Source organism: Bradyrhizobium ingae (assembly GCF_055791185.1).
In genome coordinates this window covers 299,453-325,017 of the sequence record NZ_JBVUBB010000004.1, presented here as the reverse complement: position 1 = coordinate 325,017, position 25,565 = coordinate 299,453, and the positions used below count along the sequence as shown (strand labels likewise).

The following is a 25,565-nucleotide window of genomic DNA, read 5'->3' as shown; positions in this document are numbered from 1 at the left end:
GTGTCCGTTCCGGTTCTGCTCGTGGCGGGCTTCCTCGGGGCGGGCAAGACCACGGTCGTGAACCACCTCCTGGCAAATGCCGATGGACGGCGGATCGCAGCCGTCGTCAACGATTTCGGCGCGATCAACATCGACGCCGAGCTGATCACGGGCGCTGCCGACGGTGTGGTCAGCCTCGCCAATGGCTGCATCTGCTGCTCGCTCGAAGGCGATCTGTTGCGCACGCTCGCCGCGCTGTTGCGGCGTGATCCGCGACCGGACGTCATCGTGATCGAAACCAGCGGAGTGGCCGATCCGGCGGATGTCGTGCGCAACCTGATGGATCCCCTGATCTTTCGCGAAGCGCCGCTGGAAACCGTGCTGTGCGTGGTGGATGCGACGATGCAGGTGGCCATGCTCGACGACGCTTTGCTGCGGTCGCAGTTACGGGCGGCCGATGTGATCGCGCTGAGCAAGGTGGATCTGGCAGATAGCGCGAGCACCGCGCAGATGCGTGATGCTATCCGGGCGATACGTCCGTCGGCCGTCCTCATCGATGCTGTCAATGGCGAAGTGCCCGCGGCGCTGCTGTTTGCACCGGAGGTGGACCGTGCGCCGGTGCCGCGCGAGCCGGGACCGAAACGGCCGGCCGCAGATCGGTTCGAGACCATCAGCTGGACGTCGGACAGGCCGGTGTCGTTGCCGCGGTTGCAGGTGGCGATCGGCCGGCTCGCGCCGCGATTGGCGCGGGCGAAGGGCCTGTTCGAGACCGTCGAGCAGCCCGGGCGGGTGATGGTGTTTCAACTCGCCGGCGGCAGGGCGACGCTGGCTGCGGGTGGTACGCTGCCGGTGGGAACGCCGCGGACGCGGATTGTCTTCGTTGCCGAGATCGGCGTCCTCGCGCGCGAGGAGATCGACCGGATCATGAAAGGTTGCTTCGACGCTGAAGGCGCGTGAGGGATTCCGGCAACCGCTTCAAGCGGGACGCGGTTGCTCAAAAGCAAGATACGCCCGAAGTAAGCGGGCGTATCTGGGTCGAGGGCAAATCGCGCCCGCGTCTCAAGCGCCCATTTCGCACTTCTTCATGAAGCTGCTCTTCGCGGCGCCGGCGAGCGGCTTGCCATCCGAGCCGACCGCCTTGGGCGCGCAGGCGTCTTCCTTGCACTTCTTCATGAACGAGGTCTTGGCGGCGCCCGCCAAGGCTTTGCCGTCCTTGCCGACCGCTTTGCTTTCGCACGTATCTTCCGCGAAGGCCGAACCGGCCGCGAAGGTGGCGACGACGGCAGCCAGGAAAATCCGCTTCATCATGGGTGTCTCCCTAAACAATGGTTCGGGAATTGGAACTCCAAATCGTGGCGCAATCAAGCAGGATCAGCGCGCGGTGTGGCGATCGCTTCAATTTTTCCAGCGTGCTACTGCTGCAATCGCCTTGGTCTGCACGTCGCTGAACGCGGCCTGGTTTGCGGCGACCGACTGGTGCCGCGGCAAGGGATCGTCGAAATCATGGGTCGCGCCGGGATAGATCGTGACGTCGATCTTGCTGCCGGCCTGGCGCGCCCGGTCGGCGGCTTCCTGGCAGAACGCGGGTGACACTTCCTCGTCGCTGGCGCCCAGAAACATGGCAATCGGCGCGGTCGTGGAGATCGTCGGCTGCAACAGCGCCTTCGGTCCGCACCCCGGATAGAATGCGAGTGCGCCGCGAAAGCCGGCTGCCAGGTTGGCGCCTTGCCGGATCATCGCGTTCAGCGCGGTGCTGCCGCCGTTCGACCAGCCCTGGAGGAAGATCTGGTTGCCGATCACGTCGCCACGGCTGCGCAAATAGGCAAGCGCCCCTTCGGCGTCGAGCGGGCGCACTGTCTTCTCGTTGACGTCATCGCGATCGGGATCGTCATGGGTGAAGCGGCCGAAACCGTAGGCCTTGCCGCGCGGGCCGAAACTGTCCGGCAGCAGCGCGAGATAGCCGCGCGCTGCCCAGTATTGCCCCCACATCGCATGCCGTTTCGACAGGGTTGCGGCGTTGCAGGGTGAGGAGATCTTGGGGCCAACGACGGTGCAGTCCGCGTTGACGTTGCTGGAATAGGGCCCGCCGCGGCCGTGCAGCAGCACGATTGCGGCAGCTGGACCCGCCGCCTGTGGCCGGAACAGGTAGCCGACGAGCTGCGTGCGGCCGTCGGCGCTGCGGAAATAGACAGTCTCCGGTGCGGCTGCCGCATCGGAGATCAGCCATATCGAGGTGATTGCGGCCAGGACAATACGGAGGAAATGGGCTGGCATGCTCGTCGGAATCGCTGGTCTGCCGGTAGGAGACACTGGTGGCGGCGAAGATTCAACTCCGCTTGCTGCAGCGCGCGCTGACCGGCGGCTCAGACGCCGCGGGCGAGCAACGCCTTGAAATCGGCACGCGCACGCTGAGCCTCGAGGCGCGCGACCGCGGAGGCTTCACCCATGCTGAAATAGCCGTGGATCAGGCCGGCGCCCTCGTGATGCCTGACGGCAACGCCAGCAGCTTCCAGCGCCCGCGCATAGGCCGCGCCCTCGTCGCGCAGCGGATCGAACCAGGCCGTCGTGACCACGGCCGGCGCAACGCCGGCGAGCGATCTGGCTCGCAGCGGCGAGACGCGCCAGTCCTGCGCGTGGCCGGGATCGGCGAGATAATGGCCGGCAAACCACTCCATCACCGCGCGCGACAGAAAATAACCCTCCGCGTTTTCGGTGCGCGAGGGAAAGCGCGCGTTCTCGGCCGTATCGGCATAATTGCCGGTCGCGTCGGTCGCGGGATAGACCAGAAACTGTCCTGCGAGTCCGATCCCGGCGTCGCGGCAGGCGATTGCGGTGGCGGCGGCGAGATTGCCACCGGCGCTGTCGCCGGCGACGCCGACGCGCTTCGAGTCGCCGCCAAATTCCGCGATGCGGTCGAATACGTCGCGCACGGCGGCAAAGGCATCCTCGAATGCGCCGGGAAAGCGCGTCTCCGGCGGGCGTCGATAGTCGACGGAGATCACGACCGCGCCGGTCTCGATCGCAAGGAATCGCGCCTGCCGATCATGGGTGTCGAGATCGCCTGCAACCCAGCCGCCGCCGTGGAAGAAGACGACCGTCGGCGATGGGGTCGAGCCGACGCGATAAATGCGCGCAGCGAGCGGTCCCGCGCCGCCCTTTACCTCGCTATCCCGAACCTCGTCCACCGGCGGGGGCGGCACAGCGGCGCGAGCGGCGGCGAGTGAACGCAGGGAATCGCGGGCGCTCTGCGGCGTCATCGTTGCGGGATCGCGCAGCGGCAGCGTCAGGATGATCTCTGCAATGACGGGATCGAGCGGTGCGGGCATCGTCGGGTCTTTCCAGTTCTTGCCGGGGTTCTTGGTTTTGCTTGCGCGCTAGCATAGGTTTCGCGCGCCGCCTGGGCAACCGGCGGCCGCGTCATGCCGAATTGCGTGGCACGGAAAGCAGGAGAGGCAGGGGGAAGAGAGTGGATTTCGAAAAGCTGGTGCAGTCCCGTCGCAGCGTGCGCGGTTTCAAAAAGGACCCGGTGCCGCGCGGGGAGATCGAGGCGATCATCGATGTGGCCAAGCGCGCGCCGTCCTCGATGAACACCCAACCCTGGCACGTTCATGTGCTCACCGGCGCACCGCTCGAACAGGTCCGCCGACGCAACATGGAAGAGATGGTCGCGGGCGCCAAGGTCAAGCGCGACATCGTCAGCCATGGCGAATACCAGGGCATTCATCGCACGCGTCAGGTCGACATCGCCAAGAAATTGTTTGGCGCGATGGGGATCGCGCGCGATGACAAGCCGATGCGGCAGGATTGGGTGCTGCGCGGCTTCCGTCAGTTCGATGCGCCGGTCTCGCTGGTGCTTACCTATGATCGCGTGCTCGACCCCGGCGCGGTCTGCCACTTCGATCTCGGCGCGCTCTGCTACGGCATCGTGCTCGCGGCATGGGATCGCGGCCTTGGCTCGGTAATCAACGGGCAGGGCATCATGCGCTCCGACATCGTGCGCGAGGTCGCTGAGATCCCGGACGACGAGGTCATCATGACCTGCGTTGCGATGGGATATCCGGACGACGCGTTTGCCGCCAATGCCGTGCGATCCGATCGGGAGGAGAACAGCGAGTTCGTGCGTTTCGTCGGATTTGCCGACTAAAGGTTGCACGTTCAAGACGCGCGTCGCGGTTTACCAAGACAAGATTCTTCCGTCGAAATTTTTGGTGCGGACTCCCAACCGGCTCTTGCAATCTCGACTCGCCGGGAGGAACAATAAGCGCTGTGGAAGGTTTGTTGCTGACGCGAGGGAATTCACATGCGGCGGCTGGCTAGCCTGGTGCGTTGGTTGCTCGGGCCGCGAGTGCGGTATCCGGTTGATGACGATCCAACTCTCCCGTTCTCCCCCGAAGAATTCGGCCGGTTGATTTGCAGTGGCAAACATGAAGACATGAAACGGCTGGCTGAGGGCTTGGCATGCCGGTCGATCCCGCGTCGCGCCAAATATCGTGCGACGCACTGAGGCTGGCGCATTGAAGGTGCCGATGCGCGCGGTCAGCGGGTCAGTGCGACCTGCTTGAATGAAGCGACCAGCGCCTTTTCCAGCTTGCCCTGCATTCCCAGGAGAATGCCGTAGGCCTCCTCGCGCGGCATGGTCGGTCGGTACGACCGGTGCTCGATCAGCGCGGCGAAGATGTCGGAGATGGTGAGAATTCGAACGACATCCGTAATGCTGTCAGCGCAAAGTGCGTCCGGATATCCGCTGCCGTCGAGATATTCGTGGTGGTGACGCACCGCATCGAGGATCTCGGGCGAGATGTTGGCATACTCCTTCAGAACCTCGTACCCAGTGACCGGATGGGTCTCGATCAGCGCGCGCTCCCGGTCGTCGAGGCGTCCCGGCTTGTCGAGGATCGCCAGCGGAATCTTAGCCTTGCCGATGTCGTGGAACATGGCCGCGGAGTATAGCCGTTCGAGGTCGTCTTTCCGGACGCCCAGGCTCAGCCCGAAGTCGATGGCGACGCCGGTGACCAGCAAGCAATGCTGGTAGGTTCCCTCGTGATGACGCCGCACGGTCGTGAGCCATTCCGACAGGCCGTGCTCGGCGATGCGGTTGGCGATCTTGCGTCCGGCGTCCTTCGTTCCGTCGACATCGATCGTCTGACCGAGCATGACCGAGCTGAACATCGAGCCAATGGCGGTTGCGGCCGCCTCGACGGCATCGTCAGGCTGCGACTGACCGTCGAGGGATGAGGCATCCGGGGTGGACGATCCGAACAGCGCGGCGAGGAGCTTGGTCTGGTTGGGCGCGCCCGGGAGCACGTGCGTGGCGCCCAGCGCATAGGCCTGCGAGATGCAAACGTGGGAGGGCGGCTCGACCAGGAAGATGCGCTTGCTCGCCTTGGCCAGTCGCGCAGCTCGCTTCTTCAACGCAGCGATATTGTCGACGTCGCGAAGGTCCGCGCGCACGATAACGGCAAGCGGCGAGTGCGGCAGTCGTGCCTCGGCATCCAGCCGTTCACCCGCAACGGCGAATCTTTGTTCGACGATCGAGCAAATCCCCGAGAGCTTGTCCGAGCTGTCGGCCAGCACATGGACGAACGAGGAGGCCGCCCGAGGCTCCGGGACGCTGCCTTGAGTTTTTACTGGCGCGACGAGACTGGAACTTGGCACGACTGAGGCTTTCGGCGGCGGCTATTTGCTCGCGCTCTTCGTCGCTCGTTCGTCGTCGGCCTTCGCCGGTCCTTTCTTGCTTCCCGCCTTGATGAAGTGAATCCCTGCCATCGTTCCGTCGATCCAGACCAACTCGCAGCGACGATAGGCAAGTCCTGTCGAGGACAGCAGCATGAAGAACTCCCTCGCTTGCAGAACGTCGAGAGTTCCTTCGACCTCGATCTTGGCGCCGCTGTCCGAAACATCAAGCAGCACGCAGGCGCGGCGCCAGGTGCCGTCCGCACCCATCAGGTTGACGGCCTGCTTGTGATCCATCCGAACGCGGTGTGCTTTGCGACCGTCAAATTTCATCGGCTGCCCCCGGATTTCCCGCGCTTATTGTTATTGTCGGCAGCCACTGCGCCATCGCTTGCGGCCATTTCGCCCCAGCGCACCGCCCACTGGCTTGTTGAAAGATAGAGCTCGTCGAACAGCTTTTGGGCGCGCTCACGCTGCTCGTAGGAAAGGCGCGGGCCGCCGCGATTACAGAGGATGGCAAGCGTCGTCTGCCAGTTCAGGCGCGAGGCGCGGCAGGCCATGACCAACCCTTCGCAATCCTCGTCGATGATGATTTTTTCAATCACCTCGATCGGCGCACCCGACAGCACCGAGAGCGAGGCGATCAGATTGGCTGCCTCCGCCCGGATCGCGAAGCGGTTGACAGTCGAGTCGTTGAGCTTCCCGACGCGGTTGAGCGCGACGACGGACAGCCGCGCTTCCGCATAGTCGACCGATGACGGAAGCTTTGGCCGTGCCGCGGCCGGTGTCGGGCTGAGCACGGTCTCGATCCGCTCGCGCAAAGCGGGGGCCGCTGCATCGAGTATCGAAGTCCTTGCGTCCGGGCTCAGCCTCGGGAACAGCCCGCGGATAATTTTGTCGGGCGTGTCGGGCCGGAATGCCAGCGTCTTGGCGATCTCGTTGTCATGTTCGGCCCGAGCCATCAGCATGGCATAGCCCCCGGCGGAAAAAGCGGCCCCCGGATTGTTCACCAGCGCGCGGCCGACATTCTTGCCGCCGCGTTTCAGCAGGACGTCCGTCAGGGCCGGATCGACCGAGCTCCTTCCGGAGATCGCCAGCAGATGCTGTTCCCCGCGCGAGGTCGCAATTGTCTCAAGGTCCATCGCCGAGATCGTGCGCGATTTGAGAAGGAGCGGGCCCGCAACCATCGGGTCGTCATGGAAGGCAAGGCGCCGCGACGTTTCCCGCGGAGCCAAGCTCAGATCGACCAGAGCTGCGCTCAGCTGCGAAAGCGCCTTCGGCTCGATACGTTCCGCAATGCGAAGCAGGACCTCGTCCAGCGCACTGATCTCGGGTTCCTGAAGACGATCGCGACCCGCAACGAGCAGGTCGGTCGTCCGCCGGAGCATGCGGACGCGTCGCTCGTAGGCGCAGCCTGCGATGGTGCTCTCGAGCTCGGCAACAATATCGGCAGGCAAAATGGCATTCATGGCGGGCCTGATCCGCTAAAAACGACTGTGTTTCTACGGGGCTGATTGCGCGCTAAAGTTGTTAAACATGGGTTACGTTGGAGCGGGCGGCGGTGTCTTTGCACCGCAATCAAATTTGAATCGATATCGAAATTCGGCAGAAGCGCCTTCGAAACCCCTTCGAGCCACCGACCTTCTGCGCGCTCAGGCAAGCGCCGCACAGAACCGAAGATACAATTGAGTGGACGACCAAATCGGGTCACGGTTGCTGACTGGATTTTTTCGATTCGCTGTGAACGACAATTTTGGGGCGCCAACTTTGGGGCCGAAGATATTTCGATTTGACGACGTTGATGAATTCCGCAGTTCCATACGAACGCTGGACGTGGAATTCACGCCGCTGGTGCGGAAGATCGCGGCCGAGCAGACCATCCTGAATCTGCCGGGCTGCGACGTCAATTTCACGAAATCCTTTCCACGTATCGTGGATGCGCAGCTCGTGAAGAACTGCACCGCGATCGGCTTCACGATGGACGACCACGAGGTTCCCATCCGTTTCAATGGAGCGCAGCGCGATCGGGCAGCCATCGTCATCGGCGGCGGTGGCGCTGCCTACAACAGCGTCGAGGAGGTCGAGCGGCAATACGCCTCGGTGATGTTCACTCCCGAGGTGACGGGGCGCGGCTGGCCGGAGACGAAGGCAAACTTCCGCATCTGCGAAACGAGCGTCCTGGCGCTGAGCTCGCTGCGCGGGTTGATCAGGGAGGTGATCGCTGCGGCGTCGGAACCCATCGATGCCGTCGAATGGCCGATGCAGGCATCGGCGATGAGGGAATCTCTCCTGGCCCGGATCGACGCAGCGTTCGAAGGCATATTGCCGGCGCAATGGACCGCGCGGGCCAACGACGAGCGGCATTTCAGGGTCTTCCAGGAGATCCGGGCGCTGCTGCGCGATGATCTCGCTCAGCCGATCTACAGCGAGGAGCTGGCCAGGAAGCTCGGCCTGTCCGTGCGCAGCATGCACGATGCGGTCCAGCGCTATCGCGGTATGAGCCTGCACCGCTATTTGCGGCTGTGGCGGCTGTGGCTCGTTCGCAAGCGATTGCTGGGTCGGCCTGAGAGCGTGAAGGCGGCGGCGCTTGCCTTCGGCTTCTGGCACCTCAGCGACTTCTCGCGAAGTTATCGGCACCAGTTCGGTGAAACGCCTTCGCAGACGCTGGAGCGCGCCCGAAAGGCCTGAGCTTTCGTCGCGGCTTTCGTGAATAGGTTGGCTTAGTGCTTCATGCTAGAATGACCGACCATGGGTAATCGCATCCTCGTTCTCTACGGCTCTTACCGCTCCGACCGCATGGGCATTCGCCTTGCGCATTTCGTCGTGAACCGCCTGCGCGGCCGCGGCGACGACGTCACCTTCATCGACGCCAAGGAAGTCGGCCTTCCCATGCTCGACCGCATGTACAAGGAGCATCCCAAAGGGAAGGCGCCCGAGGCGCTGGAAAAGCTGGCCACGCTGATCCGCGAGGCCGACGGCTTCGTGTTCGTCACCGGCGAATACAATTGGGGCATTCAGCCGGGGCTGAAGAACCTCACCGACCATTTCCTCGAGGAATGGTTCTGGCGGCCGGCCGCAATCGTCAGCTACTCAGCCGGCCGTTTCTCCGGCGCACGTGCAGCAACCGCCTGGCACGGCACGCTGTCGGAAATGGGCATGGTGGTGATCTCGAGCACGATCGCGGTCGGTCCGATCGCGCAGACTCTGTCGGCCGAGGGCGAGCCGACGGGCGAGGGTGGCAAGGCTCTGGAACGCTCGTTCCCGCGCTTTGCCGACGATCTCACCTGGTGGGTCGAGGCTGCCAAGGCACAGCGCGCGCGCAAGCCGCCGCCGTATTGACGTTACGCAGCCCTGACTTCCGCGAGGAAGCGGTTGACCTGGCCGGCAAGGTCGCGTGACTGCGAGGAAAGCTGCTCGGCCGCACCCAGCACCTGATTGGCGGCGGCTCCGGTATCGTCGGCGGCGCGCTGCACGCCTGTGATGTTGGAATTGACCTCCTGGGTGCCTCGCGCTGCCTCCTGGACGCTGCGCGAAATCTCCTTGGTCGCCGAGCCCTGCTCCTCGATCGCAGCGGCGATGGCCGTGCCGATCTGATCGATCTCGGCAATGACGTCGGCGACGTTGCGGATCGCAGCGACGGTCTCGTCGCTCGCAGACTGGATCGCAGTGATCTGCTCGGAGATTTCGGTTGTGGCTTTCGCGGTCTGGCCGGCGAGCGATTTGACCTCCGACGCAACAACCGCAAAGCCGCGGCCGGCGTCGCCGGCGCGTGCGGCCTCGATGGTCGCGTTCAGCGCCAACAGGTTGGTCTGCTCGGCGATGCTCTGGATCAGCGTGACGACGTCGCCGATCTTCTGCGCGCCCTCCGCAAGGGTGCGGGCGGTATCGCCGGTGCGGCGCGCATTGTCGACGGCACGTGCCGCGATCTCGGTGGACTGGGCGACCTGGCGGCCGATCTCGGCGATCGAGGAGGTCAGCTCCTCGGTCGCGCTCGCGACCGTCTGCACGTTGGTCGAGGTTTGCTCGGAGGCGGCCGCGACGACCGCGGCCTGGCTGTTGGTCGTGGACGCCGTCGAGGTCATCGACTGTGCCGTGCTTTCCATCGTGGCCGATGCCGAGGACAGGCCGCCGACGAGCTCGGAGACCTTTGCTTCGAACGCCCGCGTCAATTCGTCGAGGGTCTGGGCACGGTGCATCTTGCCGTCGTTCTCGGCCTGCTTCTCGGCAGCGAGCTGCTCGGCCTTGATCATGTTGTCCTTGAAGACCTGCACGGCGGCGGCCATCGCGCCGATCTCGTCGGAGCGCGCGGCGCCCGGAATCTCGTCAGCCATCTCGCCTGCGGCGAGGCGCGACATCCGCGTCGTCAGGTCGACGATCGGTGCACAGACGCGCCGGCCGACCATGGCGATCATCCCGATGCTTGCGATGAGCACGGCAGCAAGGCCGGCGAGTGCGATCATGAAGCTCAGCCGCGCAGCGGAATAGGCGGCACCGAGAATCTGCTCGGCATTGTCATAGAACGCCTCGCGGACGCCGATGATGGCGCCAAGGCCGCGCTGCGAGCTCGCGTAGAGGGTGTCGACGTCGATGTCGTATTTGCCGCTCGCCGCACCGTCCTTGATGAGCTTGAGGTCGCGGCCGAAGTTCTCGACATAGTCGGAATTCATCTTCTCGAGCGCGGCCGCGACGTTCGCGGGTGTCGTCGGATTGCCACGCAATTCCTGGAGCGACATCAGGATCTGGTCATTGCGGCCCTGCGCGCGGCTGATGTCGATCTTCTCGGCCTCCGTCGCGGCTTTCTTGGAGCCGACGAGATTCTTGTACAGGCTGGCATTGAAGCCGCCGACGTCGCGCAGTGCCCAGGCCACGTTGGCGTAGCTCGCCTGGCGGTAAGCGTCGCCATTGAGGATTGCCATGCGGCGGACCTGCTCGTTGAGAAGCGCCGTGATGCCGCTGTTGAACACCGCATTGTCGGCGACGATCTTTCGCGCGGCATCCTTGCGCGCGTCCGCAGGTCCAGCAATCGCCTTGTCGACGGCTTCGCGGATGGCGGAGAACTTCGCATTCAGCGCATCGATGCCGCTTGCGATGGTGTTGCCGTCGTCGAGGCTGCCCGGAAGCTGATCCTTGCGCAGCGTGTTCATCTTGTCGCGGGCGCCGTCGGTCAGCTTGCGTAGCTTCTCGTGCTCGGCGAGCATAGCCGGATCGACCGTCGCCGGGCCGTAGAGAATGTTGGTGGCGTAGCCGCGCTCGGGATTGAGATAGCGCGGGATATCGCCGACCGCGCGTACGACCTGAAGCCTGTCTTGCGCCTCCGCGATCCGGTCCATGGTCTGATATTTCGTCACCGCGACATAGACGGCGAGGCCGCCGCCGACGGTCGACAGCGAGACGATGGCGGCAGTCAGAAGCGTACCAATTTTCATGAGTTGCCCGGCAATGGTCGAGAGTAAATCGCTCCAAAGGGTACGCGGGTCCGCTTAATCCGGGGTTTACGATGATAGGCCGCGCCGTCCCGGCCGGTCAGCCGGCGCTGCGGCCCATCGCCGCGAGAATCCCGAGCGTCGCGTCATCGCGCGCGCTGGCAAAATAGCGGGCGAGCGCCTCGGCGAAGATCGCCTCGTCCGACACGGATTCGAACAGCGTCATCGATGAGCGGAACTTGACGTCGTCGGGCGCGCCGAGGATCGCATTGATGCTGCGGTCCTTCACCGCGAGCACGAGGCCGGTGCATTCGTGGAGGCGCGGTCCGAGCAGGGGGTGGGCGAGGTAGGCTTCGGCTTCCGCCCGGGAGGCGATGGCATAGCGCTGCGACATGGCGCTGAAGCCGAGCCCGGCCAGTTGCGGGAAGATGAACCACATCCAGTGGCTGCGCTTCCGTCCCGCCGAAAGCTCCCGGACGACGCCCGGATAAACGTCGTTCTGGGCCTGGACGAAGCGCTCGAGGTCAAAAGGATCGCTCATTAACCACCTCCGGCTACCACCCTGGCCGCGATTATGCCTAACTTTTGGTTCCTGATGTGATAGCTGGTATAGAGTCTCGATGGGGGTTGGGCACCCCCCGGGGTCGGGTTTTGGGGATCTGATGGTTTCCGACGCAGCACGGGCCAAGACGCTCTTGTCGCGCCGCCGTATCGGGCGGTCGGAAACCTTTTTGCTGTCGTTGGCCGCGATGGCGCTGTCGGTCGGGGCCGCCGCCTGGATTGCCTATGGCAACGAGACCGCCTCGCTTGCCTCCGCCGCCTTGCCGCCCAGCGGCCCGACGACCTCCTTTGACGATCGATTCCAGCCCATTTCGCCGCCGCGGGAGGCCGGTTTGCGAGCCGTCGAGCGCTCCGCGGTGAGCATGCTCCAGCTCAAGCTCCGCGATGCCAAGGCGATGCTTGCCCAGCAGCTCGTCCGTGACGATTGGCGCTCGACCCTGACCGAGGAAGACAAGCAGGTGGCCGAGGCGGTGGCGCCCCCATCGCAAAAGCCTGACGTCCCGATGCCCCGATCGCGTCCGGTCCAAGCCGATCTCGCCTCCCAGGTAGCCTCCAGCCAGGCTTTCGCCGATTCGCTGCCGAAGGGCGACAACCGTAGCCTGCTGCAAAAATTCTCCGACATGTTCCCTGGCAAGGTCAGGCTGGCCTCGCTGACGCCCGACAGCGGCCTGTTCCGCCAGGGGCCTGACCTCGCCGCGCTCGGCTACGATCCGAAGACCGCGATCTACGACCTCTCGGCGAAGGCGGTGTACCTGCCGAGCGGAGTGGCGCTCGAAGCGCATTCCGGCATGGGCTCCATGATGGACGACCCCGACCACGTCGACCAACGCATGGTCGGCGCGACACCGCCGGCGACCTACGAACTGAAGCCGCGCGAAAAGCTGTTCCATGGCGTGCGCGCGCTGCGCATGACGCCGGTCGATGGGACCAGTGCCCTTGGCCGCGTCGGGCTGCTCACGCACCCCTACATGCTCGGACCGCGCGGCGACTCCAACGGCTGCGTCTCGATCAAGTTCTACGAGCGCTTCCTGAAGGCCTATGACGACGGCGAGTTCAACCGTCTGATCGTGGTGCCGAACTTGAAGGGCGCCACGTCGGTGTCGCAGCGCGCATCGGCCTCGGACTCCTGAAGTCTGAACCAACGGCGGGGGCTGCCGTTTTCCCTTCGTTAAGCCGTCCTCGTGCAGAAGCAGCCCATGAGCGATCCATCCAGTTCCGACACCCCGCTGCGCACGACGTTCAAGATTCGCCTGAACGGCAACACGCTGGCGATCGCGACCGTCGGCCAGGCCTATCAATTCCTCACCAACTACAATTCGATGGAGTGGATGGAATTCCGTTCGCTGCATGAGGAGGCGGTCGCCGCGCTCGAAGGCGCCGCCGAGAACGCGATGCTTGCCGTGCAGGCGACGAACGCCGTACGTGCGCTGTTCGTGAGCGCGAAGCTGCTCTGAGCGGAGGTCGGACCGCGCGCGTTCGGCGAACTGCAGTGGGCGCTGTCGGCTTTCCTCGATGAATCCTGACTATCCTCGCTGCCGCGCCGCTTCGCGCGCGTCCGATGGCGTCATGCCGAAGTGACGACGGAAGGTGCGGTTGAAATATGAGAGATCGCCGAATCCGACCTCCAGCGCGATGGTGTTGATCATCCGACTGGCAAAGCGCGGATCGCTCAACATCCGATGGGCGCGCGTCAGCCGCCTTGTGAGGACATATTCGGAGAAGGTCACTCCCTCGACTTCGAACAGCATGTGAATATAGCGTGACGTCAAGCTCTGACGGGTGGCAACACTCGCGACCGACAGGTTCGGATTCGAAAGGTTGGCAACAATGTCCGCCTTCACCGCAGCCAGCCTGCCGGCGCGACCGCCGCGTTGCTCGGCGATGGCTTGCGCGTCGCGCGTCGGGCCGAGCGTCAGTGCGGCCAGATCCTGAATATGTGTCGTTACGAGATGGCGCATCTCGGGACTATCAATCGTGTCCTCAGCGTCGAGCGTGCGCACGTAGCCTAACAGGAGCCGCATTGCCTGAGAGTTGGAGGCGACTGGCGCATGAGTCAGATCGGAAAGGTTGGGCACGAGCTGCTCAATCAGGTGGTGCCGGACACTAATGGTCATGAATTCCGCATCCGTTCCGATCCGAAGGCAACCTCCGGCGTTGCCGCGCCCCGTTGCTGCCGTGCCCGGCGTCAGCATGACATCTCCGTCATCGAAATGCAGAGATACCTCACCGGCGACGGCCACAGTGATGACGAGGCCTTCGGGCGCAGACGGATCGACCATGGCCCGGCTGCGCAGCGCGGAGCACTTGCCGCGGTAGACGGAGAAGTCGGGGAGGGCACGACTGACGCCACTGAGCCGGAGCGGGACATCTTCATCGGGTTCGATATCGACCTTGAAGTGCCGGCGACCGAATTCCTCGCGAATCCATTCCAGCGTCTTACGATCGGATGTCTCGGGCAGATCGAATTGCAATTTTCGGAAGTCCGGTTGATCGACCAATGATGTGCCCCTAAGCAAATTCAAACGCGATGTCGCAAACAGGCGGCATCCCATTCGCGCCTTCAGCATCAGGCGTTGCTCCGAGGCAGGCCATCGCGCGGGTACAAAGAACAGGCGCCGTCCAAGAACGGATGCCCCGCTCTTGTTGAGCTTGGAGGGGCCGAGCCGTCGGGTTCAAGAAAATCGGCAGGCAAAGCTGTCAATTTGTCATCGGCTGCAAATAGTCGTCCACTACTGCAAAAATTCGTGGCGCGTGCATCCCAATCGGGACGTCCGAAACAGGCCCTGGTAAAGCTCAGATCCTTTTTGAGAATCACCCTTACGGGCGCCATCACATACGACGCATCCAATCCCACACGGTGCGGGCGCCATGGCGCGAGGAGAGTTCGCCATGCCAGCCGGCGTTTGCGAAGGCGCGCATTGCGCGTGGGCTCATGCCGAACATGCGGCGAAAGGCGCGGCTGAAATTCGTGGGGTCTGTGAACCCATAATCTTCCGCGATTCCGGCAATTGTCTTGTGCCGGTTGGCAGGGTCGACAAGTGCGGCACGCACACGGCGCATCCTGACCTTCTGGATATAGGCCGCAACGCCGCCATGGCCGCGCATGAGATAATAGAGCCTCCGCTCCGACATGCTGAAGGCAGCGGCGATCTTGTCGGCAGCCAGGCCTCGCTCCATCGCATTATCGTCGATGTAGCGACAGATTTCTGCCGTCAAAGCCATCTGCGGCCCGAAGGAGTTCTCTTCGCGAACACTCCCATTGATTACGGCCGCGGCGAGCTCAAGCGTTGGATGGGTGATAGCGCGAGCGGCTTCCGGGTGGAGGTCAGAACTCGCTCGGTACAAGGCGTGCAAATGGCTGCGGAACAGCGCAACCAACGGGCTCTTTCCAGATATGATGTGAGCGTTGTGCTCATCTGGCGCTTTTAGCAGCGGAGCCAGCATCGGGCGTGGTACGACCATATAAAGATCGTCCTGGCCATTGAGCTTGGATGAACTCGTCTGCGCTTGGTCGAGGATCAGCAAGTCGCCGGGTAGGATTTGCTCGTAGGATCGGTTCTCCGGCGAGGCAACGCACTCCCTGCTATGGAAGTGAAGTGTGTAGCCATCGAGTCCGTCCCGTGCGAAGCGTGCACGCGAGCGTGCGACGTCCTGTTTAACTCTGACCTGCAGGGCACCAAGGATGAAGCTATCAAAGTGGTACGCATTGGTACGAATGCGAAGCGGCTCATCGGGCCCATCCTTGTAGAGCCGGATATCGTACATGCTCCCCAAACCCTCCCGCCAGGCTGCAATGGCATCGTTAACGGGTAACGGCGTCAGATCGAAGACAGACTGTGGAATGCTTGGCGTAGCGGTCTTCAGTTCTCCTGCATTGTCGTCCGCGATTTTCGCCACTGACCTTGCCCTCTATCTCTGATTCTGGTCGCCATAGCAGTTTTCGGAAATCCGGCTAACGCGACGTCGCAAACACACGACGTCCGCCCATCCTGATCTAGATTTCAGCCCTCCCCTGGATCGAGGTTATCGGGTCGCATTGTCGCCCAGCAAGGTCAAACTTCGGGCTGTTCTCCCGAGACGGGGATCGAGATTTCCCTATAGGCCAATCCGGATTTCTCTGAAGTCCCGGCGTTGCCGTGGCGCTCTTGCAACGCGGCTTCAAAACCAGTCGGCATTTCATTTTCGTCCGTTCCGCGCTTCTCTCCTGCCCAAGCGCGCGGCGCGGCTTTCCTCCTACGGTGCCCCGACATTGGAAGTTGAAGGGGAATCAATGATGTTTCGAGAATGCCCGTCACGTGCCGGTATCATCTTTCGTCGATGGGGCGAACAGGATCGCGGCATCTGGCCGGCGCCGCGGACGAAAAAGTCCGCGCGGCGGCCATTTCTGAGCACCGCGATGGGCGCGTTAGCCGTGGGAGGGGGGCTGCCGTGGTTCGTGGCACCGGCGCAGGCAGCGTGCGTGGTGGTGGGAAGCGGGTCGCAATTGACACTCGAGTCGAGCGACGCAATCACCTGCACAGGGGCGGGTAACACCTCGGTCGAAACGGACCCCGGGGCAAGTGGCGTGACAGTCAAGGTTGGCGATGGGAGCACGCCGACCTCGCTGGCTGGTGGTGTCGTTCCGGGGGTCTTTTTCGATTTCGCGTCCAACGGCACCATCACCCTGTTCGACAAGGCGACGATCACCACCCCTGCGGCGATCTACTTGCAGGGCGGCAGCAACAACATCGTCAACATCAATGCCGGCGCGACCATGACTGCCGGAGCTTTTGGCTCGAGCAATCTCGTCGTCGAGAACTCCAGCAACAATACGATCAACATCGGGGGCACGATCGGGAGCCTTGTTTCCGGTGCTTCCGCCATGATCATCATCAATGGCTCGGCCAACAACCAGGTGAACGTCCTGTCGAGCGGCGTGGTTCAATCTGCCGATCAGCCGACGATCATGCTCAATACGGCGGGCAGCGGGAATGTCATCAACAATGCGGGCACAATCTCGAGTACCTCGAGCTATGCGATCTATGGTTCGAACAACGCCGAGACCATCGTAAATTCCGGCACGATCAGCGGTAATTTCCTCGGACGGACCATGGATCTTCGGGACGGCGACGATGTCCTCGAACTGCGAGCCGGATCGAACATCACCGGATGGGTCATCGGCGGCGACGGAACGGACACGCTGCGTTTCGGCGGCAATCTCAGCAGTGCGTTCGACCTGTCCACCTTCGGTGCGGGTAAGCAGTATCGCGAATTCGAGTTGCTGGAGAAGACCGGCACCTCGACCTGGACGCTGACCGGCACGACGACCGATACCGCGTTCATGCATGTCCAGGCCGGCACTCTCTTGGTCAACGGCGCGATGGTCAACATCAAAGCCATCGTCAACGGAGGCGTGCTCGGCGGCACCGGCACGGTAGGCGGGGCGCAGGTCAACAACGGCGGCACGCTCGCGCCTGGTCTTGGTACGCCCGGCGGCACGCTCACCGTCAACGGCGATCTCGGGTTCCAAAACAACACGACCTATTTGGTGCATCTCGACCCGACGACGGCCTCGATGGTCAATGTTTCCCAAGCCGCGTATCTCAGTGGCAACGTTCAGACGGTATTCGCGCCCGGTAGCTATGTCTCGAAGCAGTACACGATCCTGCACTCGACATTCGGCCTCCAGGGCACGAAGTTCCTTGGCGTCACCGGCAACGTGCCCGTCGGCTTCACCGAAAGCCTGAGCTACTCGTCGAATGATGTGTTCTTGAACCTCACGGCAAACCTCGGCGGACTTCCCGGCTCCAATCTCAACCAGAATCAACAGAACGTTGCCAATTCGCTCGACAACTTCTTCAACAATGGCGGTTCGTTGCCGCCGAATTTCGTAACCATCTACGGTCTCGCAGGGGGCAACCTAGCGACCGCATTGACGCAGCTCTCGGGCGAGGCCGCCACCGGTGCTCAACATGGGGCGTTCCAATTCACGGGGCAGTTTCTCGGCCTGATGCTCGATCCGTTCGTCGACGGCCGCGGCGGACTGGGAGGAGGGGCCGGGGAGGCGGCGTTCAGCTTTGCGCCGGAGCGCGCGAGCCTGCCTGCCCACATCGTACTGGCCTACGGCAAGGCGATAAAGGAGCCGGCAGCGCCGGCCTTCGAAGAACGCTGGACCGCATGGGGTGGGTCATTCGGCGGCTACAACAAGACCAACGGCAATGCCGTGGCCGGCAGCCAGGACCTCACCGCGCGCGCTATGGGCCTCGCGGCCGGGCTCGATTATCACTTCAGCCGCGATGCGGTGTTTGGCTTTGCGCTCTCCGGCGGCGGCACCAAATGGGATCTGGCGCAGGGGATCGGCGGCGGCAAGAGCGATGCGTTCCAGGCCGGCGCCTACACGGCGGTGCGCTCAGGACCGGCCTATCTTGCTGCGTCGATTGCCGCCGCTAATCATTGGATGTCGATCGATCGCTTCGCGCCGCTTGGCGATCATCTCACTGCGAGGTTCAATGCCCAGACCATCGGCGCCCGCATCGAGAGCGGCTATCGCTTCGCAACGTCGATCGTCGGCGTGACGCCCTACGCGGCGTTGCAGGGGCAGAACTTCCGGACGCCATCCTATAGCGAGACCGATCTCACCGGCACCGGATTCGGGCTGAGCTACAACGGCCGCACCGCCTATGATGCGCGCAGCGAACTCGGCGCGCGCTTCGACCACGCGGCCATGATCGCGCCCGACGCCGCTCTGACGCTGCGCGCCCGCGCGGCCTGGGCGCACGACTGGGTGAGCGATCCGACTCTTGCTGCGACGTTCCAGGCTCTGCCCGGTGCGAGCTTCATCGTCAACGGCGCAACACCTGCGAAGAACGCAGCGCTCGCCTCCGCCGGCGCCGAGCTGAAGCTCACGAGCGGCATCACGCTGTCGGGCAAGTTCGATGGCGAGTTCGCGAGCAGGGCGCAGACTTATTCGGGAACAGCGAGCCTGCGATATGCCTGGTAGCGGGATGGTCCGGAGCGGAGAGCGCTCACCCGTCGGGCGCTTGCTCGATCGGATGCGCAAGTTCAAGGCGGCGCGCCACATGCATACTTCGCCCTTTCGGACCGCTACCAGATTTCGTCGGCGCGACAACGCCAGCCCCGGTCGCGCCCGGCGAATGTCGCGCGGCGGCTGCGCTCACGCAGCGCAGCTGCCGCGCCTATGTCGGAAGTATTGCCAGCGAAGCGCTTGCGCCTCGTCGAGGCGAAGCCGCTCCGGCATCGTCCGGGACTTTCTATTGTGGCACGCAGCGAGCTCATCCGTCCGCCGCGACAACGCCCCTGCGCAAGGACGATTTCACTATTGGCAATGCCGACTTCGCAACAGTCCAAGTCGCGACGGGGAGCGTGTACCCGACCGATCACAGCAATTCCGCGCATGCCCCGCTACAGTTCAAACACTGATTTGAACGGCGCTTGCCCGCCAAGTAAACCAAGGTTGGAGATTTTTGAAATGAAGACGTTTTTGCTGGCGCTGACCGCGGTTGCGGCGATCACGGGGACGGCCTCTGCGGCCGACCTTGCTGCCAAACCCTATTCGAAGGCGCCGCTCGCGCCGACGGCGGTCTATGACTGGACCGGGTTCTACCTGGGCGCCAACGCGGGTGGGATCTGGGGCGGCGGACGTAGCACCCTCGTCGATTTCACGTCAGACGGTTACGATCTCGGTCCGGCGTTTACGAGTCCGCGCTCCTCGAGTTGGATCGCCGGTATCCATGGTGGCCACAACTGGCAGACCGCCTCGAACGTCGTCCTCGGTATCGAAGGCGATTTCGACTGGACGTCCGTCAGCCACGCCAGCAACAATGCCTTGCTCGTCCTTGGGGCTCCTTTCCTGGCATCTGCCTCGAATGTTACGGACCGGCTGAACTGGCTCGCGAGCGTCAGAGGCCGTCTCGGTTACGCCGCCGGTTCGTTCATGCCCTATGTCACGGGCGGCGCAGCGTTGTCCCAAACGAGATATAGCGGCTACGTCACCAATGGCTTCGGGCTCGCCGTCAGCGGGCCATACGACGAGACTCGCTCTCACACCGGATGGGTTGCCGGCGTCGGTGCCGAATACATGGCCACCGCGAGCTGGATTTTCCGCGCGGAATACCTGCACTACGACTTCGGCGGCGCGCGTATCGTTGGCGCGACCAATCCAGGGTTCGTCGCTGGAGCGCGTGGCGTGTTTGCCCTGGGCGGCACGACATACGACAGCGTCCGCGCCGGCGTGAGCTACAAGTTCGGTGGCCCGGTCCTCGCCCGATATTGAGCAGGACTTCGCGCGCTCGAACGAACCCAAAGCCCCGGCATCGTCCGGGGCTTTTTCGTTTTGCCATGCGTCGGTCATGGCAATGCTTGATTTGCCTTGAGAGTGCGCACTCGTCCACGTAATCAGCCGGAGGCATTAACTCGCCGTTAACCATCTCGGTCGCATCGTTAACCATTCAATAACAAGGACGAGTCGGCAGCCATGGAGGCAGCAGCAAGACCTCAACGCCAACTGGTGCGCCTCCGCGGCCGCTCCTACGTCGCTTTCGTGTTCGTGCCGACGGTTCCCATCGTCGACTGGCTCAAGGAGATCGATGCCACGATCGCGCGCTCGCCGGGATTCTTCACCGGTCGCCCCGTGGTGGTCGACCTGTCCTCGGTCGATCTCAGCCAGTCCGGCATCACGCATTTGCTTGGAAGCCTCCAGGAGCGCAATATCCGCGTGCTCGGCCTCGAGGGGGTGGAGGACGCGCGGCTGACGCCGAACATGCCTCCGCTGCTCTCGGGTGGACGTTCCTGCGGGCTCGAGCCGAGCGCACCGAAGAAGGTCGAAGTCACGAAGCAGCCGAGCTCGTTGCTGCTCGAAAATCCCGTTCGGTCCGGCCAGACCGTGATCTTTCCCGAAGGCGACGTGACGATCCTGGGCTCGGTTGGCTCCGGTGCCGAGGTCGTCGCAGGGGGCTCCATCCACGTCTATGGCGCGCTGCGTGGGCGCGCCATGGCGGGTGTCAACGGACACTCATCCGCGCGTATCTATTGTCAGAAGATCGAGGCTGAACTGCTTGCAATTGATGGATTTTACCAGACCGCGGACGACATCGACGCCGCCCTGCGCGGCAAGCCGGCGCAGGCCTGGCTACAGGGGAATACCATGCGAATTACAGCACTGAACTGACCAGCAAAGGAGACATTTCAGATGAGTAAGGTACTGGTCGTGACATCAGGCAAGGGCGGGGTCGGCAAGACCACGACGACCGCAGCCTTGGGGGCAGCGCTGGCGCAGCGCGGCGACAAGGTCGTGGTAGTTGATTTCGACGTCGGCTTGCGCAACCTTGACCTCGTGATGGGCGCCGAGCGCCGCGTCGTGTTCGATCTTATCAACGTGGTGCAGGGGGTCGCAAAGCTTCCGCAGGCCCTGATCCGCGACAAGCGGCTGGAGAATCTCTGGCTGCTGCCGGCTTCCCAGACCCGCGACAAGGACGCGCTGACGGAGGAGGGCGTTCGCGCCGTCATCGCCGATCTGCGCAGCCGCTTCGACTGGGTGATCTGCGACAGCCCTGCCGGCATCGAGCGCGGCGCCTTCATGGCGATGCGGTTCGCCGACGAGGCCGTGATCGTCACCAACCCCGAGGTCTCCTCGGTTCGCGACTCCGATCGCATCATCGGCATGCTCGACTCCAAGACGGTGCGGGCCGAGAAGGGCGAACGCGTCGAAAAGCACATCCTGATCACGCGCTATGATCCCTCGCGTGCATCGCGCGGTGAGATGCTGAACATCGACGATATCCTCGAGATACTCGCAACGCCGCTGCTCGGAATCATCCCCGAGAGCCAGGACGTGCTGAAGGCCTCCAACGTCGGTACGCCCGTGACGCTGTCCAATGCGGACGGTGCGCCGGCGCGGGCTTACATGGATGCGGCCAAGCGGTTGTGCGGCGAAAGCATCCGGATGAGCGTGCCTGCGGAGAAGAAAGGCTTCATGGATCGCCTTCTGCGACGGAGGGCAGCATGAGCATGGGTCTGCTTCGGCTTCTCCGCGGCAACAAGGCGTCTGCTCCGGTCGCACGTGAACGGTTGCAGATCCTGCTTGCCCATGAACGTGGATTGCGCGGCCAGCCCGATCTGCTCGGCGTGCTGCGCGAGGAAATCCTCGCCGTCGTCTCGAAACACGTCACGCTCGATCCGACCAAGGTGATCGTGCGGCTGGAGCGTGGCGACGAAGTCTCGACGCTCGAGGTGGACATCGAGGTGCCCAACGACATCGAGCGCAAGCGGGTGGCGGTCGGGTAGGGTCCGGCCGGGTCGTTTAACTTGGGGTGGATGAGAAGGCAGCCCGCTGGCGACAGCGGGCTGCCTCTTTGCGTTTGGCGGGAACCCGACTTGCGCTCGACCGTTTGACAGAGGCCGCGGCGGCATCAACGCTGCGGCTCGCGATGCGTCAAGCGGGAGAGCGCCCATGATGTCGGAGGTCCAGGTTCATACCATCGCGCGTCAGATGCTCGAGAAGCATGGCTTTGCTGCGATTGCTCAGGCCGCACAATTGGCGCAGGCCTGCGAGAGCCGCGGCGAGGCCGAGGAGGCGAAGGAGTGGCGTCACATCGAGGACGCCATGAAGATCATGAAGGGCCCCCACCAGAGCTAAACGGGCTCAGCGCTCGCCTCAGTGCGCGTCGGGCTCGGCCCCCGGCGCCGGCGGCTTGTGCTGCGTCTGTGCCTGGCTGCGGCCTTCGCCAGTCTCCTTGCAGGGAAGCTGGGTCCACGCGCCGTCCGGCGCCTGCTGATAGGCGCTGCAGGTTGACGCAGCCGATTTCTCTTCGGCCTGCTCGGTGTTGGAATTCCTGGCGAGCACGGGTGCGATCAACGCACCTGCGAGCACACCTGCAAGCAGGATGTGGGCAGTCCGCATCGGGGTCTCCTTGACGAAGCTGCCTGCATGCTTGCGAGGATTGTGACGATTGTTGGCCAAGACCACCGGTTCCATTGCGGCATGGCTAACGTTTGCGCGAACGCCTCACTGTTTCGCGCCGCGCGATGACGATGCCGTTGCGGCGGGCCCAGGCGTGCAGCCAGCCGCGATGGTCACTTCGTGTGAATGAGCCCGGCGAGGTTGGTCTTCTGTGCTTCGCACCAGCTGCTCATCCCGAGTCGCCGCTGGTCGAGATCGGTCGATTGGGTTGCGACAGCGACCTCGGCCATGAGGTCATCGTCCTGCTTTTCGCCCATCTTGCCGCCGGTATGCATGAAGGCGATGGCCTTGCGCACTTTTTCGGTCGTGCCGTCGGGCAGCTGCATGTCCTGCGCTCGCTTCACCAGGTCCTGGTAGGCGAGATCGGTGCCGGGGCATTCCACCTTGGCGGCGAAGGCCTGCAGGACCATCGTCACATAGACCGACCGCGGCGGCGCGGCCTGGGCGGGCGCAGCAATAAGCACCAAGCCTGCGATCAACCAACCGTAGCGCATTCCGACGTCCTCCCGTTTTTTTGGGAGGCTAGCGTCCGGCGTTCCGCTGCGCAATGGGGGGTGGAAGATCGCGCGCACTCGTCCGGGCCCGTCTGGTCGGGACGCGATTCTGCCCCGACCTGCGCAGGTGAATGCGGAGGCGGCGATGCGCGACGACCTAGCCGGGCCGTTGCCAGCTCGGAACGGGATCGAGCGGCGTGCGATAGACCTCGTTGTGATCGCGGTCAGTGACGCGCACGGCGCAGCCCCTGTGCTGAAGATCGGGATTTACCTGCGACAACTCATTGGCGAGTTGTTCAGCGCGATCGGAGGCGACCTCGAGGTCTTCGAGGATAATGCCGCCCTGGTTCTTGAACTCTTCACCAACTACGAGATCGAAAGAGTAGTAAGGCATCCGAGGTCCCCCAGTGTTCACTGCCGAGTCGTGAGTACTCACGTCCGACGACAAGTCTCACGAAGCTGATGGTACCACTGAGTCGATCTTTCTCGAACGAAGCGTCCGCGCAATCTCTGTGCTTATGACGCAAAAAGCATGTGCAGCACGTGAGGTCATTAGGATTTTATTAAGTATGCGCGGGTCATGCTCACAGCATGGAATTGCAACAGAACCGGGCTCCGGGAACCGGCAGTTGCAAGAGAAGGCCGGCGGCATAGATCCCGACGGCCTTTTCTCTTTGGCGAGCAAAGCACGAATCCTCGCCACCGTAGTCGTCCGGACTCAACGCCTCGCCACGACTCGGACAGCCTCACCGCTGCTTCGGCATGAGCCAGCGCACGAGCGAGACGAGCGCATGGATCAGAATTGCGAGCGGTGCGAACAGCACCAGCATCCCGAACAGCGTCATGACGTTGGCGACGAAGTTGTTCGAAGCTTGCGCGCCTGCGACCATTGAAATGACCCAGCTTGCCAGTCCGAGCGGCACGAGCAGTGCGACGGTCGCGAGCAGGATGACCAACGGCGCTGCCGCGAGCCATAGAGATGAAGCGAAACGTCCGATCGTCAACATGACTGTCAGCTCGAGGCGCATGTCCGGTCGGTGAGCGAACCGGTCCTGAGCCTTGGACCGCCGTGCAGTCGGTCGGTTCATGCGCCTGACAGGCTAAGGCATGATCCGGAAAAGTGTGAAGCGGCCTCCCTCGCGACAAACGCGGAATGCGTTTGCGCGGAGATCATGCGCAACCAACAACCTAAAGCGCGATCACGATTCACTTCATCTCATCGCACTTTAGTGCACCGGCATCGGTGGCCGCACCACTGGCCCATCGTCATCGGCGAGCTGCGAGGCGGAGGTAAGCGGCGGCGGTGGAACGGCAGCCGCTTGCGGCGGAGGTGCGATCGGCGCTGGCGCGTAGGTCGGTGCGTAGGCCGGGCTCGCGACCACGGGCCTGGGTTTGCGCACAGGCGCTGCCGGCGGCCGCGGTGGCAAAGCTGAGAGCTTGGCGCGCGGATCGGCAATCCTTGCCTCGACAGGTTTCGGCGGTGCGGCTTTCGCGATCTCGCGTGCCATCTGCTCCTGGCTCGCTTTCAGTTCGGCGATGTTAGCCTTGAGCTGCGCGATCTGCTCCGTCATGGCGGCGAGATCGCGCGTCATCGACTGCAGCGACTGTGTCGCGTCTGGCGCCGTTGGTGATGGAGTCGTGTTGCTGTTGTCCTGCGCCTGAGCCGGAGTTGCCGGTTGCTCGGCGGGCTGATCGGCCGCAGTCGCTTGCTGCTCTGTAGAGGCGGGCTGCTCCGTCGCCGGCGGCGTTGCCTGCGACGGCGAAGCCACTAGGGTCGGCATCCATGCAGCGATTATCGCCTTTGCCGCATCGCCATGGGTCTGCCAGGCGACGGTCGCGGCGGCGCTGCCTCCGGCAAACAGCAGGGTGACAAACGCGCCGCTGAGCCATCTGCCGACCGACGAACGCTTCCGCTTGACGTGGAGATCGCTGGCTGCTGCGCGAACAGCGGTATCGACCGACGGCGCCGCCGCCGGAGCCCCGGTCACCAGATTGATCTTCGGGACCGGACGTATGGCGCTCTCAGGCACCAGTGTGGGCGCGGGCGCGGCCTTGTCTGCGCGCGAGGCGAGGATGATTTCGGGCGCGATATCGAGCACGTCGTGCGGATCGTTATCCTTCACCGTGTCCTTGACGATTTCATCGACGATTTGCTTGCTGTTCAGCGTCGCGAGCATCGAAGCTCCTTAAACCTTGGTCGTCCGCATTCGCGCGAGCCGATTGAAAGAGATCAGTCGGTCCTCCGCCCCCAATGCGCACGAGTCCAGCCGGGTTTGACCAAAGCAAGGCAGCAGGAAGGAGAGTGTGGGGCCGCCCCCTTTGCCGGATGGGCCGCTGGAACCCCAAGGCTGCCGAACACATGTCGGTGTTCCCTCCGCCCCGCCATTTTTTCAGCACGATTTGGGCAACAGATGTGTCGAAGGTTTGGGGGCGCAACCTGGGGCAGGCTGTGCAAAAATCCTCTCTCTCGATGCTATC

The 25,565-nt window shown here is 63.5% G+C and carries 28 protein-coding genes; 12 read left to right on the top strand and 16 right to left on the bottom strand.

The features are described 5' to 3' along the window. Window positions 1-936: a CobW family GTP-binding protein gene (locus ACV1FX_RS08740; RefSeq protein WP_473117131.1), complete on the top strand. Its 936-nt coding sequence runs from the start codon at window positions 1-3 to the stop codon at window positions 934-936. A 102-nt stretch (window positions 937-1,038) separates the two neighbouring features. Here ACV1FX_RS08740 and ACV1FX_RS08735 read toward each other — a convergent pair whose 3' ends face one another. The 3 genes from ACV1FX_RS08735 to ACV1FX_RS08725 all read right to left on the bottom strand — a co-directional run bounded on the left by ACV1FX_RS08735 (window position 1,039) and on the right by ACV1FX_RS08725 (window position 3,305). Next, window positions 1,039-1,287: a hypothetical protein gene (locus ACV1FX_RS08735; protein ID WP_473117130.1), complete on the bottom strand. Its 249-nt coding sequence runs from the start codon at window positions 1,285-1,287 to the stop codon at window positions 1,039-1,041. 87 nt (window positions 1,288-1,374) lie between these two features. Continuing rightward, entirely contained in the window at window positions 1,375-2,253 is an 879-nt protein-coding gene (locus ACV1FX_RS08730; protein WP_473117129.1) for a dienelactone hydrolase family protein, read from the bottom strand. Window positions 2,254-2,342: 89 nt separating this feature from the next. Further along, entirely contained in the window at window positions 2,343-3,305 is a 963-nt protein-coding gene (locus tag ACV1FX_RS08725; protein WP_473117128.1) for an alpha/beta hydrolase, read from the bottom strand. A gap of 140 nt (window positions 3,306-3,445) precedes the next feature. Between ACV1FX_RS08725 and ACV1FX_RS08720 the strand changes: the two genes are divergently transcribed. Beyond that, the gene (locus ACV1FX_RS08720; RefSeq protein WP_473117127.1) at window positions 3,446-4,123 is read left to right on the top strand and encodes a nitroreductase; all 678 of its coding nucleotides are present in this window, start codon (window positions 3,446-3,448) and stop codon (window positions 4,121-4,123) included. Between the two features lie 392 nt (window positions 4,124-4,515). Here the strand turns inward: ACV1FX_RS08720 and ACV1FX_RS08715 are convergent, their stop codons facing one another. Genes ACV1FX_RS08715 through ACV1FX_RS08705 form a run of 3 tightly spaced genes read right to left on the bottom strand, consistent with a single transcriptional unit; the run spans window position 4,516 to window position 7,121 of the window. Continuing rightward, entirely contained in the window at window positions 4,516-5,634 is a 1,119-nt protein-coding gene (locus ACV1FX_RS08715; protein ID WP_473117126.1) for an HD-GYP domain-containing protein, read from the bottom strand. Between the two features lie 21 nt (window positions 5,635-5,655). Further along, entirely contained in the window at window positions 5,656-5,985 is a 330-nt protein-coding gene (locus ACV1FX_RS08710) for a PilZ domain-containing protein (RefSeq protein WP_473117125.1), read from the bottom strand. After that, on the bottom strand, window positions 5,982-7,121 hold the full coding sequence (locus ACV1FX_RS08705; protein WP_473117124.1) for a DUF2336 domain-containing protein: 1,140 nt from the start codon (window positions 7,119-7,121) through the stop codon (window positions 5,982-5,984). Before ACV1FX_RS08705 ends, ACV1FX_RS08710 begins: the two co-directional genes overlap by 4 nt. Before the next feature lie 271 nt (window positions 7,122-7,392). Here ACV1FX_RS08705 and ACV1FX_RS08700 point away from each other — a divergent pair, with 271 nt between their 5' ends. Both ACV1FX_RS08700 and ACV1FX_RS08695 read left to right on the top strand, forming a co-directional pair. After that, window positions 7,393-8,340: an AraC family transcriptional regulator gene (locus ACV1FX_RS08700; RefSeq protein WP_473117123.1), complete on the top strand. Its 948-nt coding sequence runs from the start codon at window positions 7,393-7,395 to the stop codon at window positions 8,338-8,340. A 60-nt stretch (window positions 8,341-8,400) separates the two neighbouring features. Beyond that, window positions 8,401-8,991 carry an NADPH-dependent FMN reductase gene (locus ACV1FX_RS08695; RefSeq protein ID WP_473117122.1) on the top strand — a complete coding sequence of 197 codons (591 nt, stop codon included), beginning with the start codon at window positions 8,401-8,403 and terminating at the stop codon, window positions 8,989-8,991. Between the two features lie 2 nt (window positions 8,992-8,993). On the opposite strand, the gene ACV1FX_RS08690 is transcribed toward ACV1FX_RS08695, so the two are convergent. Both ACV1FX_RS08690 and ACV1FX_RS08685 read right to left on the bottom strand, forming a co-directional pair. Then, a complete protein-coding gene (locus ACV1FX_RS08690) occupies window positions 8,994-11,078 on the bottom strand; it encodes a methyl-accepting chemotaxis protein (protein WP_473117121.1) in 2,085 nt (694 codons plus the stop codon). 97 nt (window positions 11,079-11,175) lie between these two features. Then, window positions 11,176-11,616 carry a DUF1810 domain-containing protein gene (locus ACV1FX_RS08685; RefSeq protein ID WP_473117120.1) on the bottom strand — a complete coding sequence of 147 codons (441 nt, stop codon included), beginning with the start codon at window positions 11,614-11,616 and terminating at the stop codon, window positions 11,176-11,178. 121 nt (window positions 11,617-11,737) lie between these two features. Between ACV1FX_RS08685 and ACV1FX_RS08680 the strand changes: the two genes are divergently transcribed. Further along, complete coding sequence (locus ACV1FX_RS08680) at window positions 11,738-12,766, top strand: DUF2778 domain-containing protein (protein WP_473117119.1); 1,029 nt, start codon at window positions 11,738-11,740, stop codon at window positions 12,764-12,766. Between the two features lie 66 nt (window positions 12,767-12,832). Continuing rightward, the gene (locus tag ACV1FX_RS08675) at window positions 12,833-13,090 is read left to right on the top strand and encodes a hypothetical protein (protein ID WP_473117118.1); all 258 of its coding nucleotides are present in this window, start codon (window positions 12,833-12,835) and stop codon (window positions 13,088-13,090) included. 69 nt (window positions 13,091-13,159) lie between these two features. Here ACV1FX_RS08675 and ACV1FX_RS08670 read toward each other — a convergent pair whose 3' ends face one another. The 3 genes from ACV1FX_RS08670 to ACV1FX_RS08660 all read right to left on the bottom strand — a co-directional run bounded on the left by ACV1FX_RS08670 (window position 13,160) and on the right by ACV1FX_RS08660 (window position 15,931). Next, window positions 13,160-14,203, bottom strand: a complete 1,044-nt coding sequence (locus ACV1FX_RS08670) for an AraC family transcriptional regulator (protein ID WP_473117117.1) — start codon at window positions 14,201-14,203, stop codon at window positions 13,160-13,162. A gap of 262 nt (window positions 14,204-14,465) precedes the next feature. Next, window positions 14,466-15,533 carry a helix-turn-helix domain-containing protein gene (locus ACV1FX_RS08665; RefSeq protein ID WP_473117116.1) on the bottom strand — a complete coding sequence of 356 codons (1,068 nt, stop codon included), beginning with the start codon at window positions 15,531-15,533 and terminating at the stop codon, window positions 14,466-14,468. A 155-nt stretch (window positions 15,534-15,688) separates the two neighbouring features. Beyond that, the gene (locus ACV1FX_RS08660; protein WP_473117115.1) at window positions 15,689-15,931 is read right to left on the bottom strand and encodes a hypothetical protein; all 243 of its coding nucleotides are present in this window, start codon (window positions 15,929-15,931) and stop codon (window positions 15,689-15,691) included. Between the two features lie 269 nt (window positions 15,932-16,200). Here ACV1FX_RS08660 and ACV1FX_RS08655 point away from each other — a divergent pair, with 269 nt between their 5' ends. From ACV1FX_RS08655 to ACV1FX_RS08630, 6 genes are all read left to right on the top strand, one after another. Beyond that, on the top strand, window positions 16,201-18,615 hold the full coding sequence (locus tag ACV1FX_RS08655; RefSeq protein WP_473117114.1) for an autotransporter outer membrane beta-barrel domain-containing protein: 2,415 nt from the start codon (window positions 16,201-16,203) through the stop codon (window positions 18,613-18,615). Between the two features lie 489 nt (window positions 18,616-19,104). Further along, a complete protein-coding gene (locus ACV1FX_RS08650; protein WP_473117113.1) occupies window positions 19,105-19,908 on the top strand; it encodes an outer membrane protein in 804 nt (267 codons plus the stop codon). A gap of 201 nt (window positions 19,909-20,109) precedes the next feature. Further along, complete coding sequence (minC, locus tag ACV1FX_RS08645; protein ID WP_473117112.1) at window positions 20,110-20,802, top strand: septum site-determining protein MinC; 693 nt, start codon at window positions 20,110-20,112, stop codon at window positions 20,800-20,802. A gap of 21 nt (window positions 20,803-20,823) precedes the next feature. After that, a complete protein-coding gene (minD, locus tag ACV1FX_RS08640; RefSeq protein WP_473117111.1) occupies window positions 20,824-21,639 on the top strand; it encodes a septum site-determining protein MinD in 816 nt (271 codons plus the stop codon). Continuing rightward, on the top strand, window positions 21,636-21,917 hold the full coding sequence (gene minE / locus ACV1FX_RS08635) for a cell division topological specificity factor MinE (protein WP_235546703.1): 282 nt from the start codon (window positions 21,636-21,638) through the stop codon (window positions 21,915-21,917). Before minD ends, minE begins: the two co-directional genes overlap by 4 nt. A gap of 166 nt (window positions 21,918-22,083) precedes the next feature. Next, the gene (locus tag ACV1FX_RS08630) at window positions 22,084-22,269 is read left to right on the top strand and encodes a hypothetical protein (protein ID WP_449382128.1); all 186 of its coding nucleotides are present in this window, start codon (window positions 22,084-22,086) and stop codon (window positions 22,267-22,269) included. An 18-nt stretch (window positions 22,270-22,287) separates the two neighbouring features. Here the strand turns inward: ACV1FX_RS08630 and ACV1FX_RS08625 are convergent, their stop codons facing one another. The 5 genes from ACV1FX_RS08625 to ACV1FX_RS08605 all read right to left on the bottom strand — a co-directional run bounded on the left by ACV1FX_RS08625 (window position 22,288) and on the right by ACV1FX_RS08605 (window position 25,264). Next, the gene (locus ACV1FX_RS08625) at window positions 22,288-22,533 is read right to left on the bottom strand and encodes a hypothetical protein (RefSeq protein WP_473117110.1); all 246 of its coding nucleotides are present in this window, start codon (window positions 22,531-22,533) and stop codon (window positions 22,288-22,290) included. Window positions 22,534-22,706: 173 nt separating this feature from the next. Then, window positions 22,707-23,087, bottom strand: coding sequence for a hypothetical protein (locus ACV1FX_RS08620; protein WP_473117109.1), 381 nt, complete (start codon window positions 23,085-23,087; stop codon window positions 22,707-22,709). 157 nt (window positions 23,088-23,244) lie between these two features. Then, on the bottom strand, window positions 23,245-23,481 hold the full coding sequence (locus tag ACV1FX_RS08615) for a DUF6894 family protein (RefSeq protein WP_473117108.1): 237 nt from the start codon (window positions 23,479-23,481) through the stop codon (window positions 23,245-23,247). 352 nt (window positions 23,482-23,833) lie between these two features. Continuing rightward, window positions 23,834-24,094, bottom strand: a complete 261-nt coding sequence (locus tag ACV1FX_RS08610; RefSeq protein ID WP_473117107.1) for a hypothetical protein — start codon at window positions 24,092-24,094, stop codon at window positions 23,834-23,836. A 219-nt stretch (window positions 24,095-24,313) separates the two neighbouring features. After that, a complete protein-coding gene (locus ACV1FX_RS08605) occupies window positions 24,314-25,264 on the bottom strand; it encodes a hypothetical protein (protein WP_473117106.1) in 951 nt (316 codons plus the stop codon). Window positions 25,265-25,565: the final 301 nt, after the last annotated feature.

What these genes read in the sequence shown, in the direction of transcription:
- ACV1FX_RS08735 (WP_473117130.1), bottom strand. Translation starts at nt 1,287, where the DNA reads ATGATGAAGCGGATTTTCCTGGCTGCCGTCGTCGCCACCTTCGCGGCC.
- ACV1FX_RS08610 (WP_473117107.1), bottom strand. Translation starts at nt 24,094, where the DNA reads ATGTTGACGATCGGACGTTTCGCTTCATCTCTATGGCTCGCGGCAGCG.
- ACV1FX_RS08725 (WP_473117128.1), bottom strand. Translation starts at nt 3,305, where the DNA reads ATGCCCGCACCGCTCGATCCCGTCATTGCAGAGATCATCCTGACGCTG.
- ACV1FX_RS08695 (WP_473117122.1), top strand. Translation starts at nt 8,401, where the DNA reads ATGGGTAATCGCATCCTCGTTCTCTACGGCTCTTACCGCTCCGACCGC.
- ACV1FX_RS08710 (WP_473117125.1), bottom strand. Translation starts at nt 5,985, where the DNA reads ATGAAATTTGACGGTCGCAAAGCACACCGCGTTCGGATGGATCACAAG.
- ACV1FX_RS08705 (WP_473117124.1), bottom strand. Translation starts at nt 7,121, where the DNA reads ATGAATGCCATTTTGCCTGCCGATATTGTTGCCGAGCTCGAGAGCACC.
- ACV1FX_RS08630 (WP_449382128.1), top strand. Translation starts at nt 22,084, where the DNA reads ATGATGTCGGAGGTCCAGGTTCATACCATCGCGCGTCAGATGCTCGAG.
- ACV1FX_RS08625 (WP_473117110.1), bottom strand. Translation starts at nt 22,533, where the DNA reads ATGCGGACTGCCCACATCCTGCTTGCAGGTGTGCTCGCAGGTGCGTTG.
- ACV1FX_RS08620 (WP_473117109.1), bottom strand. Translation starts at nt 23,087, where the DNA reads ATGCGCTACGGTTGGTTGATCGCAGGCTTGGTGCTTATTGCTGCGCCC.
- minE (WP_235546703.1), top strand. Translation starts at nt 21,636, where the DNA reads ATGAGCATGGGTCTGCTTCGGCTTCTCCGCGGCAACAAGGCGTCTGCT.
- ACV1FX_RS08650 (WP_473117113.1), top strand. Translation starts at nt 19,105, where the DNA reads ATGAAGACGTTTTTGCTGGCGCTGACCGCGGTTGCGGCGATCACGGGG.
- ACV1FX_RS08675 (WP_473117118.1), top strand. Translation starts at nt 12,833, where the DNA reads ATGAGCGATCCATCCAGTTCCGACACCCCGCTGCGCACGACGTTCAAG.
- minC (WP_473117112.1), top strand. Translation starts at nt 20,110, where the DNA reads ATGGAGGCAGCAGCAAGACCTCAACGCCAACTGGTGCGCCTCCGCGGC.
- ACV1FX_RS08680 (WP_473117119.1), top strand. Translation starts at nt 11,738, where the DNA reads ATGGTTTCCGACGCAGCACGGGCCAAGACGCTCTTGTCGCGCCGCCGT.
- minD (WP_473117111.1), top strand. Translation starts at nt 20,824, where the DNA reads ATGAGTAAGGTACTGGTCGTGACATCAGGCAAGGGCGGGGTCGGCAAG.
- ACV1FX_RS08730 (WP_473117129.1), bottom strand. Translation starts at nt 2,253, where the DNA reads ATGCCAGCCCATTTCCTCCGTATTGTCCTGGCCGCAATCACCTCGATA.
- ACV1FX_RS08670 (WP_473117117.1), bottom strand. Translation starts at nt 14,203, where the DNA reads ATGCTGAAGGCGCGAATGGGATGCCGCCTGTTTGCGACATCGCGTTTG.
- ACV1FX_RS08690 (WP_473117121.1), bottom strand. Translation starts at nt 11,078, where the DNA reads ATGAAAATTGGTACGCTTCTGACTGCCGCCATCGTCTCGCTGTCGACC.
- ACV1FX_RS08615 (WP_473117108.1), bottom strand. Translation starts at nt 23,481, where the DNA reads ATGCCTTACTACTCTTTCGATCTCGTAGTTGGTGAAGAGTTCAAGAAC.
- ACV1FX_RS08605 (WP_473117106.1), bottom strand. Translation starts at nt 25,264, where the DNA reads ATGCTCGCGACGCTGAACAGCAAGCAAATCGTCGATGAAATCGTCAAG.
- ACV1FX_RS08685 (WP_473117120.1), bottom strand. Translation starts at nt 11,616, where the DNA reads ATGAGCGATCCTTTTGACCTCGAGCGCTTCGTCCAGGCCCAGAACGAC.